Below are 14009 nucleotides of genomic sequence, written 5' to 3' on the forward strand. Positions count from 1 at the left end.
CCCCCCCCCCCCCCCCCCCCCCCCCCCCCCCCCGCCATCCCCCGGCTAGTCAGCTTTTGCCGTTGCCGTTGAAGTTGATTCGGCGGGTGCAGGGCCGCAGACCCTGCAGGCAAAACTCAGCTGCGCATGCCCACGCCGCGACGCAGCAGCCACAGCGCCAACGCCGTCAGCACCACCACGAAACCGATCATCAGGCCGTAGGCCACCGGCAGCGGTACATCGCTGCTGCCCAGCAGACCATAGCGGAACGCGTTGACCATGTAGAAGATCGGGTTGGCGTGCGTGGCCGCTTCGGCCCAGCCCGGCAGCAGCTTCACCGAATAGAACACGCCACCCAGGTAGGTCAGCGGGGTCAGGATGAAGGTCGGCACGATCGCCACGTCATCGAACTTCTTCGCATACACCGCGTTGATGAAGCCGGCCAGCGAGAAGATCGTCGCGCCCAGGATCACCGTGGTCAGCATCACCAGCGGGTGCGGGATGCGCACCGGGGTGAAGAACATCGCGATGATCAGCACGATCACGCCCACCATCAGGCCGCGCAGCACGGCGCCGGCCACGTAGCCCCACAGGATCACCCAGTTCGGCATCGGGCTGACCAGCAGTTCTTCCACGTGGCGGCCGAACTTGGCGCCAAAGAACGAGGAACTGATGTTGCCGTAGCTGTTCTGGATCACGCTCATCATCACCAGGCCCGGCACGATGAACTGCATGTAGGTGTAGCCGCCCATGTCACCCACGCGCGACCCGATCAGGTTGCCGAAGATCAGGAAGTACAGGGTCATGGTGATCGCCGGCGGCACCAGGGTCTGGCCCCAGATGCGCATGATGCGGGCGACTTCGCGGCGCACGATGGTCATCAGCGCGATGCGGTTGCGCTGGCCGTCGGTCAGCTCGGTGGTGCTCATGCAGGCTTCTCCAGGTTGCCGGTGAGGCGCACGAACAGCTCCTCCAGGCGGTTGCTCTTGGTACGCATCGAACGCACGCGGATACCGGCCTCGTTGAGCGTGGCGAACACGCGGTTGAGGTCCATTGCGCGCGGCATGTCGATGTCCAGCGTGTGCGGGTCCGGCGCGGTCAGCGTCGCACCTTCGATCACCGGCAGCTGTGCCGGCAGGTCACCGTCGATGTCCAGCAGGAAGCCCTCCACGTCCAGCTTGGCCAGCAGGGTGCGCATCGGCCCCTGCTCGACGATCTGGCCATGGTTGATGATCGCCAGGTGGCGGCACAGGTACTCGGCTTCTTCCAGGTAGTGCGTGGTAAGGATGATCGTGGTGCCTGCGGCATTGATCTCCTTGAGCACGCGCCACATGTCGCGGCGGATCTCGATGTCCACGCCGGCGGTCGGCTCGTCCAGGATCAGCAGGCGCGGGCGGGTCATCATCGCGCGGGCGATCATCAGCCGGCGCTTCATGCCGCCGGACAGCGTGCGGCTCATTACCTGTGCCTTTTCCCACAGGTGCGCGCGCTTCAGTTCCTCTTCGGCGCGCTGCTCGGCTTCCTCGCGCGGTACGCCATAGAAGCCGGCGTAGTTCACCAGGATGTCGAAGGGCTTCTCGAACAGGTTGAAGTTGATTTCCTGAGGCACCAGCCCGATCAGGCGCATGGTGGCACTGCGGTTGCGCACCAGGTCGCTGCCGAACACTTCCACCTGGCCCTCGCTGAGGTTGACCAGGGAGCTGATGATGCCGATCAGGGTCGACTTGCCGGCGCCATTGGGGCCGAGCAGGGCGAAGAAGTCGCCCGGGGCCACTTCCAGGGAAACCCCCTTCAGGGCCTGTGTGCCGTTGTCGTAGGTCTTGCGCAGGTCGCGCACGCGCAGGGCGGGCGCCGTATCGTTCTGGGATGCCAAGCTCAAAGCCTTCGCGCCCATGGGCTGGCGCTGGAGAGGGGCGGGGAGGGGCTATTATAGAAGACCCCGAGGGCTTGCCCCGGCTACACACTGTCCCGAAAAGTCGTGCCTGTTCAATTCCCCCTCAAGCTGGTCGGCTGCCGCATGCTGGCCCCGACCGTCGGCCACTACCAGTTCGTGCGTGACGATGGGCAGCCGCTGGATTTCCAGCCCGGCCAGTTCATCCAGGTCCATTTCAGCTACGCCGACGGCACCGAAACCAAGCGCAGCTACTCGCTGGCGACCATCCACGACCACGCGCTGGGCCCAGGCGAGGCGGTGGATATCGCCGTCAGTTTCGTGCCCGGTGGCGCCGCTACGGCCCTGTTCGAGGCACTGGAGCAGGGCGGCCAGATCAGTGCGTCCGGCCCCTATGGCCGGTTCTGCCTGAATCCCGGTGACCACAACGCCCGTTACCTGCTGATCGCCACCGGTACCGGCGTTACCCCGTACCGCTCGATGCTGCCGCTGCTGGAAAAGGCCATGGCCGAACGCGGTGTGCAGATCGTGCTGTTGCAGGGCGCGCGCAGCCCGGGCGAGCTGCTGTACAGCGAAGATTTTTACAGCTTCGCCGAAAAGCACCCGAACTTCCGTTATGTTCCGTGCCTGTCGCGTGAACTCCCGGCTGATCCGCACCCGGACGTACAGCACGGCTACGTGCAGCAGGCGCTGGCCGGCTTCACGCCGGACCCGGCCACCGACATCGCCTACCTGTGCGGCAACCCGGACATGGTCGATGCCTGTGCCGAGCTGCTGAAGGCCGCCGGCCTGGGCAACCCGCAGATCCGCCGCGAGAAGTACGTAAGTTCAACCCCTTCAAAGGCTTAAGTGGCCTATTGACCTTGGCGAACAGCGGGCGTACCGTCCGCTGCAGGTCAGCTCGGAGTCAATCCGATGCAAGTGGTTATGCCCCCTGAGGGAGCCTTTGCACACGCGCCTAAGTTGCAGCATGTACCGATTCTGATCGGTGACGATGGCTCATACCCAATTGAAGCCAACCGCTACCTCGATGAGCGCAGCAACGGGGAATGGCAACTTCCTCGCGACCGATCAAAAGCAAAAGCTGAGAGTGAGCTCTTTTACGGGCCCATCCCAACCTTGCGCTCGCGAAGAAACATGGCCGCAAGGCTTTCTATTTTTCTCGAATGGTGCATAGACCAAGCCACTGATTGGCGAGAAATTTCCTACAACGAGAATATCCTTCATCAGTATCAGCCGGCACTCCTGAGTGGAGACGGCTCCCCGAGTGGGAGGCAGTTGGATCCCGCTACAGTTAACCTCTACGTCAATGAGGCGTGTCTATTTCTGACCTGGGCCAGCGAGCGCGGCTATCGCCTGCCCATGCAGATACCTGTAAGAAAAGTTGCATACACCTACATATCGCCCACAAGCTCGCAAAGCGGAACACTGCGCTCAAAGACTGTGCGGATCGGGTCTCTAACTGCGCCGGAAGCTCCGATCATCCTCCCTCCTGACAGGGAGGTTGAGATGTGGTTGAAGTCGATTTCGGTGCGTGCGCCCGTAAAAATTCTGATCTTCGAGCTGATCATCCGTTCTGGCCTCAGGATCTCGGAAGCCAATCAACTACGGGTCACCTGTTTTCCAGCAAAAAGAACGAGCGAGAGAACCAACTGGCAACCCGACTGGATATTGGCTGGTGAGGTTCCGCTAGTGCTCAAGTATGGCACTAAGGGAGGCAAGGTCAGTCCTGGGTCAGACCTTGGCACAAGATGGCGTACGGTATTTGTGCCACTAGATCTTGCCGAAAGGATCTGGCACTACATTTCGGTGATTCGACCGACCCAGCTGACGAGATATCACATTGGTGATAGGAAACACACCAAGCGGACAGATCGTCTGTGGCTTGGAGAAGGTGTGAACCGACCTGTGAGCAATGAGATGCTTCGCCGGATTTGGACTTCCGATCGGCATTGTCCCAAAGGATGGCACCCTCATACAGGAAGGCACCATTTTGCGGTGGAGAAGATCTGCGCCCTGACGCGGGCGCAGTTGGCCCTCGCAGGCAACTCAGAGCTGAGTGGTGCTGACTTCGGTTGGTTGCATGGGCTCATGGCCGGACAGGTAAAGATGCTTCTCAGTCCGCTTATGGGGCACGTTGATGAGCGCACGACGATGCAATACTTGCGCGCTGCGGTAGCCAAAATTGGTCGTGATCGAGGGCATCCAGCAATTCGTTGGAATGCGATCATCGACGAGGCATTGACGTGAGAGCGCGTGAAGATACAGGGGGAATGCCTGGGAAATGGGTGGTGCCCTGTACACATCCGGACCTCATTAGCACGGGGAAGATCTATGACTTCTCGATTCTGGCGACTGGTGCAAGTGATGCCCCGCCCATTGCCGCAGTCAGGCATTCCTGGAAGGGGGGATTCACTGGTAGGCCGGAGCTGCTGCGCGATCTATGGCCTACGCTGAGCGCGAGTATTGAAGGCATCGCATCAGACGGTGCAGCTGCAAGAAGGGGGGCACTGGTGTCCTTCTGGAGATTCCTCGATGCACTTGAGGGATACATGGCCTCAAATGGAATTCCATTCAAACGGGTGGTTAGACTTCGCGATCTGACATCCCGGCACGTTGCCCTCTACACAAGCCCGGGTCCGGAGGGTGCATGGGATGCCACTATGGACAGCAGAGCTGCCGTCGTCCGCGCGATTATAAAGACCGCGATTAGCTACCATGAACTTCCAGAGCTAGTACTTCCAGTTTTCAGGATAGCCTCGAATCGCCGCGAGACCCCATCCGAAGAGCACGGATTGGCCGTCATTAGGCTGCTACGAGCGGAGGCACTGAAGGTTCTACAGCGGTGGAGGAGAACGGACAGACTCATTCCTCAAGGACGCGATCTGATCGAGTTGTACAGAGAGAATCCTGAGTTCATGAATGCCCCCGACTTCGTATGTACGGAAGCGGATGCGCACGCGACCTATCGCGCGCTCATAAGGCTGACGGGAAATCCAGTGCCTCGGCGATCTCAGTTGTTGGCGATCTTCGGCAAGCGCATCAAAAGACTCCCAAGCTGGTGGGCGCACTACCCCGATGACCACGAACGATCAGGAAGCGAGGTCGGCTGGCACGATCTGGTTGCCGGAACCTATCCTACTAGCGCAGATGTCTCAATTTTCTTCCTGCTCTTTGTAGCGCGGAGCGCCTGGAACCCCGCAACCGCAGCATCCATGAACTTGAGCGACTGGACGGCAGTCTATGATGAGCAGCATGCATGGATCTATGCGCCTAAGGACCGGGCCAAAGGGACCGCGCAATGGACTGTGTCACGGGTAGGCGATGCGACGGGCTGTCATTCGTTAGTTGAGCTTCTTCTGAAGCGGACAGAAGGGCTTCGAGGCCATATCGAAAGAAACCCGCGCCTGTGCCCTCTCCCAGACGTTGTCGCTCGTAGTCCATGGGTGGGCGTAACAGTGCGCGGACGGCGACAAGGGGTGTATGTAGTAAATCCCCGCACAACTCGAACTGCAAACAACTGGCTCGCCTCTCTGATAGAGCAACTCGATGACGGCACCCGTACAGCTTCCGAGACCATGTCAATTGGACAGTTCAGAGATGTCGCCGCGGCTGCGATCTTCAAGGATTCTCAATACTCGAACTGGGTAATGATGGTACTACTTGGTCACAAGAACCTCATGACCACTAGGCACTATGGCTACCGAAGATCTTCTTTTGAGGAATCCTTCTCGCTTGTGTCCGAAGTGATTGATGACTTGTTCTCCCAGCTTCGGGTCAATCGTGTGTTCGACGTAGCCTTGACGAGGGCGAAGCTCGCAAAGTTGGACGTCAGTGAAGCCGAGATCGAAAAGCTGAATCAAGCACGCCGTCATAAGACCTACGACGGAAGCGGATGTGCAGATCCTTACAGCCCGCCAGCAGTCATTGATCCAGGCAATCCGAGAGATGGATGCACTCTATGCGTCCAGCAGCATAGGTGTGCTTCCAGCGGCTGCCCCAACTGTTTTGTGTTCACGGACAGCCTGGACTTCATCTGCCGGCGTGTGGCAGAGCTAGAGGCAGTTCGGACCTCCGTAGGAATGGTTCGGTTCGATGCTGGATCAGATGCAAGTGACCTGGCGCGGCTTCGCCTAACCGTTCTTCAATGGCCAGCAGATGCAGTGAAGTTCGCCATTGATAAGTGGGCGGCAAGGATAGCCTCCGGTGAGCACATGCCAATCTACTTCGCAGGGCAGCACTGATGAAAATGGTCAACCGGTCTCTAGTAGCAGGCAACCATGAACTCCTAGCTCCTGACGTGGAGGTGTCGCTACTGTCGATTAGTCCGAATGAGCTGAGGTTGGCGCCGGAGGCAAAGCTGAAGCAGCTTCAGAAGCTTGTTGGAATGGGGGACAACTGGGGCGTTCTTCGTATTGACGACGAACATCAGTCTGGCCTACGGACCTCTGATCTCGATCTAAGGCTCTATTCTGGAAGGGGCAAGACGTGCAAGGGGAAGCACTCACCCTTCGTAGTTCGAGAGCTTATGAGGCTGGCGATCACGATGGCGATAATTCCAGGCAAAACCGGGAAGGTGTATAGATACACAACGATCCGGACGCTCATTGCCAATCTTAAGAGGGCGATCCAGCGTACAAATGTACGTCCAAGCTCCAAGAGACTCTGGAGCCTGGTCGAACGCGCTGGCCTGACGCAGAAGTACTCTGACTGCCTTGGGGTGGTTGAGTACTACCACCGACTGGGGTGTCTTCCCGATGGCCCCGCGCCCATGCGTCCAACGGTTCATGGAATGAAGGCTGCGCGAGATCGAACGGGTGAACCTGAGCATACAATCCCGGTCAGCATAGCGAAACCTCATCAGCCATACTCAGATGAGTTCGTCTCTGAAGCAGGCTCGATGGCACTGGTGATGATCGAAGTCGTTGGTCCTACTTTGTTGGATGCCGTAGAGGCCGCACTCGCCGCTACTGAAACTACTCGTGATCTGAAAGACGGTCCCTCGCCATCTCCCAGTCGCCGAGCTGCTCGCGTAAGCAATGCTGTGATCCGGTCATGGGAATGGCGGGGGCCTGACGGGGAGCCGCTTAGGGATGCCCCGCTTCAATTTTCGATGAAATCCGGGCGAAGTGGAAAAACCGTCGCATGGCCGCCTCGGACGTTACCCCAGGCCTTGCGCCTGATAGTGGTTCTACAGGGTGCACACGCTTTTCCGGTGGCTCTTTCTGGCGGTCCCCGACATGGTGAACTGCTAACGATGCAGATCGGCTCGCTTGGCAAGCGAGGTGGTTCCAGTGTTTACGAGTTCAGAACCTGGAAGTTTGAGAATCCCGGAGGGAGGCAGAGTGAAGCGCCAGCGCCGTCAATTGCCATTCAAGCGATTCTGCAGCAAGAGCGCCTAGCGAACATTTTTCGACGGCACCACGGCCTAAAGGGGAACGGCCTGTGGGTTTCCCCAAGATATCCAGATAAGGTGCCGAGCCTTGCGCATGTGTTCAATAGCTTCGTGGAGATACTTGGCCTGGAGCGCTGGCTCACCGATGGTGGTATGAACCCGCATCGATTCCGAAAGACCCTCGCTCGAATTGTTGCTCTAGCGCTTGTCCATGCGCCAAAGATTTTGATGGATGTCTTTGGGCACAGGGATGAACAAATGACAATCATGCGCTACATACTTTCGGATCCAGGAATTCTTTCCGAAGTACAGCAAGTTGTACGTGAGATGCTTATTCTAAAGGGAGTGGAGGCGATCAATAAGGCTGATGAGGTTCAGGGGGCCGGCGCAGAGAAGCTACGGGGGCGTGTGGCGCTGTTCGCGCGCCGGCTGGGTAAGTCCGCCCTTGATCCGCAGAACATCAGGGAGTTCGCCCGCGCGATGACTGCTGAGGGCTCTTCTTGGGCAGTTGTCGCACCAGGAATAGTGTGTACGAACTTCACCGATGGAGGCCTTTGCAACAAGGGGCATGGTCAGGCTAATCCACACTACTGTCATCCTGCATGTGAGAATCAGTTGATTCTCCCTGACGACGAGGATAAGGCGTCCAGAAGCGTTGTTCAGGCCATCGAGACAGTTCAGTACAATCTTGAGTTGCTAGAGCACGCTTTCGTGGATGATGACGTTATGCTCATTGCTCAGTTCCGGGGGCAGATCAAGTCCGTGCTCGGCAGGTGGAAGAAGGTGGACGAATACTTCTCGAAGAGCAGTTTGCTGACGCGCCTCGTACCCAATGTGGTACTTCTGAAATGAGACAAAAGAAGAGTCTTGCCGAGCTTGGAAAGGAGCGGACGGAGGCGTTCGTTGCACGCCTTCGATCAACTATGGCCGAGATTGACAGGGAGATATCGGAGAACGACGGAGTGTATCCACGGAACTCTGGTCGGCTGAATGTTGCAGAGCTGTGTCGGCGGGCAAAGGTAACAGCGGTATCGCTGCACGGAGAGAAGCATGCCGGCACCACAAAGCTCGAGGTGCAGGCCTGGCTCACGAAACTTCGAGTGGACGTTCCTACGAGCGTGAAGGCCGCCAGACGAAAGTCCTACTCACAAAGGCTGGGATGGAAAGAGAGGTACGACGGTATTTCTGCGCAGTTCAAGAACATGTACTCGATCGAGGTGGTGCAGCGAGATGCAAAGATCGCCGCCTTGAAGAAGGAGATTTCTGAGCTGAAGTCACAGATCAAGAAGCAGCGCGAGGCGGGCTCAAGGGTGGTTGGAATCGAGAGCGGGAGAAGGAGAAAAGCGAGTTCGTAATAGGGCATCTCGCAAGCTTCGAATGATGCCCCGCCAGAACTCTTAGGAGCGCGTTCGCACCAGCTCCTCAAGTCGATGAAACTGGTTGTTTCGCTCTAGGTCGGGAGCGGCGGCCCTTACTTGAGCTAGGCATTCATTCAGTCCTAGAGGCGCCCATTGTTGGGATCCAACAACGGCACCCAGCAAATCTAAAGCCTCAGTTGGCGACTGGCTACAAAGGCCAGATTCTAGTAGAAGATGGACGATGTAGTCCGAATTCGCTACCGGCTGAAGCCAGTCACGTACCGCCTTCAATGCGGAAGGGAACTCAACCCGGGCCGCGATGGCGAGTCGAGCTAAGGAGGCAGCAATGCTGGGTGTAGCTAGATTGCGCGATTTTGGCCAAATCTCCTGCCAGAAGGGTTGGACTCGATTTCTCCAGAAGTCTTCGCGTTGATCGCCTGCGGCCTCCAGTGCTTGGGAGAGCGATTGTGCGGACTTCTCCAGTCCATCCTGTGGAAGCTTGCCCAATGCAGATCTAAAGTCGTCCCGAGAGTAGCCTTCCAATTGCCCTAGGGCTGAGTGCGTTAGGAAAGCAGAGAACTGTCCTCGGTGTTCACCAAGGTCGGCGTAGTGACCGGCCGTCAATAGGAACTGCGACTTCAATGCCACCATCAATGGCTGGTACAGTCGCGGTGACCAAAGAAATCCTTCCCAGGCTGCTTTCGCTTCGACAGGGTTGGACCAATCGAAGAGCGGTAGTAGCGTCGCTTCGGTCCACGCCCGGTCTACGCGATACAGGGCGATGAGTCTAGATGCGAGCAACACCCTGCCATGGCGGAATCGATCTACTTCAACATCGCATATGGCGGAAAATGCCGCCTTAAGTTCAGGGGGAAGTAGGTCTCCATCGTTGGGCGCCCTCTTGAACCATAGATTGAGCAAGGCGCGCGTGGCATGCCCAATGGGGTGATTAATCGCCTCCGAGACAGGGTTATCGATTGGCTCGCCGTTCCTTGTCATGCCACTACTCAAGGGGATCGGAAGCGCAAGCACTCGACCGGCGAGAGTCAATAGGAGGTTCTCGCGATTCGCGCCGCTTCTTGAAGTGGCCTCCATCCACCACGCTACTGCAGGTGCGATCTCGGACAGAACTTCATCAGGCATTAGCAGTACCAAAGGCGATGCGTACTGCCAGGAGCGGGCTGCCATTGAATCGTCCGACCAAACCTGAAGCGCCTCGCGCCACCGAACTGCGGGCCAGACGTCTTGGTGAGCGAGGTCGCAGAGCGCGGCAAGGCTATGGAAGAAGCGAGTACGGCAGACATCCCGCCAAGTGTCCTCATAGAACGGTCTATGGGCAGGCCTCGGCGATTCAAGCCATTCAACTAGCTCCTTGCGAGTGCGAGGGGCGACATCGACCTCTCTGCCGTCCTCGAAATCCGGATCTCCGGTGCCGCTCATCCAGTGTGAGAATTCGTCCTTCTCGTTAGGGTCCAATCTCAACTCAGGATGCGCGATGGATATCTCCGCTAGGCGCCTTGCTGCAGACACACCAAGATGTAGGCCCGAGGACTCCAGCTTCGCTAGACGAATCCATACTGCGCGAGCAACCAGGCGATCCCAGCGTTCGGACTCCAGATCATCGCGATACATCTCGCGGGGAGGTCCTGCCAAGATGACATTCTCCAAGCGTGCTTGAGACGCGTTGTCTAGAATTCACCCCTGGAGAACAAGAAGCCTCAGCACTTCGCGTGCGGTGCACTGCGACCACAGCCACCGCCCCTCATCCAGTAGCAGCCAATCGACCCACTGCTCCTGCTCGATGCAATTGTCCTGGCTGGCCGCAAACAATGCCAGCCGCTTGAATGTGGGATACGGGATCTCGAACCATGCCTGAGCCATGAGCGTGGATCTCGACTCATCCGTAGCTCGAACTGCTAACCAAGCGTCGCGTAGCAGTTCAATCAGGCTAACCCAGTCTCGGAAGGACCGGTTCTGCCAATGGGGCGTGATTGATGGAAGGTCCCAGTAGGATCTATCGACAAGGTCATCTGCCTCTCCTAGATCTCGAAGAAGGCCCAGCGCGTCACAGAGCAGTTGCTGTAGGTCCGAATGCAGGAGCGGGAGTGCCTTCTCCCACTCACCCTTAGACTGATCCTGGAGGACCGCATGTACATTGTCCTCCGCAAGCACAAGGTCCCAGTCAACCAACTGCTTAATTCGCACTGTCTCGTCTGCACCATCGGCCACTTCGCCGTCCCAAACAAATGGACGCCTTAGTGTGATCTTTGGGCTGAGAAGGCTACGAAGTTCCATCCGAAGAGACGTGTTCAGTCCCTCACGTCTAAGACGCTTGATCCAACGATATAGCAGCCCCCCTGACAGTGGGGTCTTGAGTCGGCCACCGAGCACGATTCTCCAAAGAGTTCGCATCTTTGGATCGGGCACACCCTTTGGGGCGTCCAGGCGAATAAGATCCAGCTCCGAGACTTTGCCATCCCGTTCCAGTGTGGCCAGACGCTCAAGTTCGGAGTCGACTAGAGAGATCCAGCGACTATCCATCTGCCCGCCACGCTCTGCAATCCATATGATCAATCGTGGATCGTCCAGATGACGCACAAGCCAGCGTGCGAGCTGGAACATCAATCCATCCCATCGGCTGGCCATACTTCCAGAAGACGCCAGTGTCATAGGAGGAGCGTGATCATAAGGCGCAGGCCTACGAACCAAGCTGAATCTGAGTTCTGCATCCTCCTCCTTAACCGAGGAGAAGCCAAAGCGGGCTAGATCCCTCTGCAAGAATCGCTCATGGGAAAATGCCTCGAGGAGCCACTCAAGCGGGGGAACTGGATTGAACTCCGCGAAGCGCTTCGCGGGGAGGCCTGACTTGTCTGAAAGAGCCCACAGCATTCGTCCAACAAAATCGTCCTGGAGCGTGCTGTCCTGAGGTTGGGCCATGGCGTGCTTCGCAACAATGGCCTCTTTACCTTGAACTCCATCGCGATAGACATCTGCCCAAGTCCTGATTGTGTCGTGCAACGCAGAGTGGTCATGGGTAGCAGGCTGAACCCTGTAGAGGATAGGTCTAACGCCCTTAGCTTCCCATTCAATAGTCTTCAGATGCTCTTTCCCGGCTTCGCAATCTCCGAACGCCCACGCCTGCGGGGTAACCTCACCGAGCATTCGATCTGCTGCTAATGCGTCCATCATGTACCGGAGGACCGGATCGTCAATGCTGTATCCAATGAAGCAAACGACATAGTTGCGAAAAAGTTCGCTGACGAACCGCGCGGCCCAGCGTTCGGTCAAGTAAGCCAAGCCGAAGTCACCACTGGTGGCCACTAGTCGATGGAGTGCTGCATCATCCTCACTCTCCGGAAGCAGGCCATGCAGAAAGACAAGCCCATCCCAGCGGCTGCTCTTAGGGATCGGCAGCATTGGAGCGGGATAGGCCGGAAATGGTTGGCCCATGCGCTTCGCCGCCGCGTGGAAGGTTCGATCGAAGTTGGTAGTCACCAACCGCAACGCGCCATCCCGGCTTCGTGCTAACCGAAGAAGCGCTGCTTGGGTGTCAATTGCTCCCTTCCGACGAAGCTTGGGTCTCAACGATTTCGCTAGGGCGCGCCGAACCGCCAATCGCTGCCCAGGCAGTCGCCTTTCAAGTAGATCGAGAGTCGCGTCGAACTTTGAATGATCGAAGGCGGCACGCTCGATGTCCGTGAATGATGTCCCATTCGACGCATAGATTTGCTCAACCAGTCCTTTGAAACCAGGTAGTCCTGACGGGTAGGAGACTCCGGCGCCGCAGAAGAAGACTACTCGTCCTTCTTCGTGTGCCTGTAGAAGTGCTTCTGGGATGTCTGGCCCGTCGACGATGAACTGCATTGCAACTCCCTCTGAATGCTCTCGAACAGAGTGTAGGTTCAAATCAGATGGAATTGGCCAATCGCAGCGTCCAATTAAGTTCTTCTTTTGAAGTTTGTGCGGATTCAGTCTGATGGTCCAAGAGGTGAGATCTGTCCGAGCCCGCTCAACGCCTCGTCGTGGCAGTGCCAATCATTCTTCAGTAAATTCGGCTTCGAACTCGTGCTGATGTGGCAGTATTGAAGGTAGGGTTTTTGGTCTCATCCGCGTTTAGGAATGTTAAAGCCAACCACAGCGGAGGACCGCAACTTCAGCGCCTCAACAGTGGTTGGCAATTGAACGCTTCCATATGAAGGGACTGCATTCCGATACCCACTCATATGGACGAGGTGCTTATGGAACTAGCGAGTCCAGGGCATCCATTCTCGGAGTCCTCCGGACTGGCTCTGTCTGATGCCGGTGGCAAGAAGCGCTCTCATTGCCTCACAGCAACCTACATATGTGATCCAGAGGGAGAGTCTGGAGAGCACTCCGGTATCGAACTGGTGATGGAGTACGTTGGCAGACCATTCATGTCGATCCCAACTCCATAGTTTGGAGCATGTTTTAGCATGCATCGATCATCTGTGTCCGAATTACCTCCGCTAGCCCCTTGAGGCCGGGCAGGGATTGGCGACGAGTGGGGTAGTACAGCATGAATGGTGCGCCCATTGATGCCCAGTCTGGCATCACAACTTCAAGTGCGCCGGACGAGATTTCGTCCTGCACTCTGAGTTCCAGACAGTATGCCAACCCCAATCCCTGCAACGTTGCAGCGAGCAGAGAGTCGGTGCTGCTCACCCTCAGCATTCCGCTGGGAATTACCTTGACCATACGATCACCGTCGCCAAGTTCCCAGCGATAGATTGAGCCGTCGCCGATTCTGTTCTCAATACAAACATGCCGCCGCAGATCGCTTGGATTCTCAGGTCTCCCAGCATGTTGCAGATAGCTGGGCGCTGCCACGACCACCCACTTAAGCGGATGTGTAAGCTCCAGACCAACCATCCCCTCTGGCACTCGGTCACCGTATCGAATGCCGCCGTCAAAGCCTTCCGCTACTAAGTCCACCAGGCGTTCTTCTATCACTAGATCAAGATGGACGTTAGGCCAGCGTTGCTGAAAGCTCCACAGCACTGGCCAGAGTAGGAGGCGCGCCGCATCGTGTGATAGCGAGATCTTGAGCATCTGGATCTCTGACTGCTTCCGAGCCCGAATCGCGGCTAGACCCTCTCCAATTGTATCTAGGCCAGTGGCTGCATAGCGTTCCAGTTCGCGTCCTTCAACGGTGATCGAAAGCGCACGGGTCGTACGATTAACGAGACGCACACCCAGTCGATCTTCCAGCCGCTTTAAGGCGTGACTTAGAGCTGAGGCAGATAAGCCAAGTTCGAGGGCGGCGGCGCGCATTGATCCATGCCGAGCGATCTCGATGAACGCAGCTAGATCTGAAATGCTTATTCTCTCTAGATCACCTTTCAAGACACTTCACCCGGGTATCGAT

General features: G+C 57.4%; 10 protein-coding genes. 5 read left to right on the top strand and 5 right to left on the bottom strand.

Going from position 1 to position 14009, the window contains the following annotated elements:
• Window positions 1-116: 116 nt before the first annotated feature.
• Both O0K41_RS13265 and O0K41_RS13270 read right to left on the bottom strand, forming a co-directional pair.
• A complete protein-coding gene (locus tag O0K41_RS13265) occupies window positions 117-908 on the bottom strand; it encodes an ABC transporter permease (RefSeq protein ID WP_005411568.1) in 792 nt (263 codons plus the stop codon).
• Complete coding sequence (locus O0K41_RS13270) at window positions 905-1873, bottom strand: ABC transporter ATP-binding protein (protein WP_164222343.1); 969 nt, start codon at window positions 1871-1873, stop codon at window positions 905-907. Before O0K41_RS13270 ends, O0K41_RS13265 begins: the two co-directional genes overlap by 4 nt.
• Window positions 1874-1957: 84 nt before the next feature.
• Here O0K41_RS13270 and O0K41_RS13275 point away from each other — a divergent pair, with 84 nt between their 5' ends.
• The 5 genes from O0K41_RS13275 (at window position 1958) to O0K41_RS13295 (ending at window position 8620) form a co-directional block, all read left to right on the top strand.
• Entirely contained in the window at window positions 1958-2719 is a 762-nt protein-coding gene (locus tag O0K41_RS13275; protein WP_080353137.1) for a ferredoxin--NADP reductase, read from the top strand.
• Window positions 2720-2785: 66 nt separating this feature from the next.
• Window positions 2786-4120 (top strand): site-specific integrase, encoded by a 1335-nt coding sequence (locus O0K41_RS13280; protein ID WP_125899101.1) that lies wholly within the window; start codon window positions 2786-2788, stop codon window positions 4118-4120.
• On the top strand, window positions 4117-6114 hold the full coding sequence (locus tag O0K41_RS13285) for a hypothetical protein (RefSeq protein ID WP_125899102.1): 1998 nt from the start codon (window positions 4117-4119) through the stop codon (window positions 6112-6114). Before O0K41_RS13280 ends, O0K41_RS13285 begins: the two co-directional genes overlap by 4 nt.
• Complete coding sequence (locus O0K41_RS13290) at window positions 6114-8117, top strand: hypothetical protein (protein ID WP_125899103.1); 2004 nt, start codon at window positions 6114-6116, stop codon at window positions 8115-8117. Before O0K41_RS13285 ends, O0K41_RS13290 begins: the two co-directional genes overlap by 1 nt.
• Window positions 8114-8620: a hypothetical protein gene (locus O0K41_RS13295; protein WP_049459868.1), complete on the top strand. Its 507-nt coding sequence runs from the start codon at window positions 8114-8116 to the stop codon at window positions 8618-8620. The genes O0K41_RS13290 and O0K41_RS13295 overlap by 4 nt, the downstream gene beginning before the upstream one ends.
• Before the next feature lie 42 nt (window positions 8621-8662).
• On the opposite strand, the gene O0K41_RS13300 is transcribed toward O0K41_RS13295, so the two are convergent.
• The 3 genes from O0K41_RS13300 to O0K41_RS13310 all read right to left on the bottom strand — a co-directional run bounded on the left by O0K41_RS13300 (window position 8663) and on the right by O0K41_RS13310 (window position 13987).
• Window positions 8663-9811, bottom strand: a complete 1149-nt coding sequence (locus O0K41_RS13300) for a hypothetical protein (RefSeq protein ID WP_148565003.1) — start codon at window positions 9809-9811, stop codon at window positions 8663-8665.
• Window positions 9812-10318: 507 nt separating this feature from the next.
• On the bottom strand, window positions 10319-12487 hold the full coding sequence (locus O0K41_RS13305) for an SIR2 family protein (RefSeq protein WP_197573146.1): 2169 nt from the start codon (window positions 12485-12487) through the stop codon (window positions 10319-10321).
• 585 nt (window positions 12488-13072) lie between these two features.
• Entirely contained in the window at window positions 13073-13987 is a 915-nt protein-coding gene (locus O0K41_RS13310) for a LysR family transcriptional regulator (protein WP_032962204.1), read from the bottom strand.
• Between the last annotated feature and the right edge of the window lie 22 nt (window positions 13988-14009).

Source organism: Stenotrophomonas sp. Sm2128 (assembly GCF_030985535.1).
Taxonomy (GTDB): domain Bacteria; phylum Pseudomonadota; class Gammaproteobacteria; order Xanthomonadales; family Xanthomonadaceae; genus Stenotrophomonas; species Stenotrophomonas maltophilia.

Coding starts and splice junctions, on each gene's coding strand:
- O0K41_RS13265 (WP_005411568.1), bottom strand. CDS start 908: ATGAGCACCACCGAGCTGACCGACGGCCAGCGCAACCGCATCGCGCTG.
- O0K41_RS13270 (WP_164222343.1), bottom strand. CDS start 1,873: ATGGGCGCGAAGGCTTTGAGCTTGGCATCCCAGAACGATACGGCGCCC.
- O0K41_RS13280 (WP_125899101.1), top strand. CDS start 2,786: ATGCAAGTGGTTATGCCCCCTGAGGGAGCCTTTGCACACGCGCCTAAG.
- O0K41_RS13290 (WP_125899103.1), top strand. CDS start 6,114: ATGAAAATGGTCAACCGGTCTCTAGTAGCAGGCAACCATGAACTCCTA.
- O0K41_RS13295 (WP_049459868.1), top strand. CDS start 8,114: ATGAGACAAAAGAAGAGTCTTGCCGAGCTTGGAAAGGAGCGGACGGAG.
- O0K41_RS13300 (WP_148565003.1), bottom strand. CDS start 9,811: ATGGCAGCCCGCTCCTGGCAGTACGCATCGCCTTTGGTACTGCTAATG.
- O0K41_RS13305 (WP_197573146.1), bottom strand. CDS start 12,487: ATGCAGTTCATCGTCGACGGGCCAGACATCCCAGAAGCACTTCTACAG.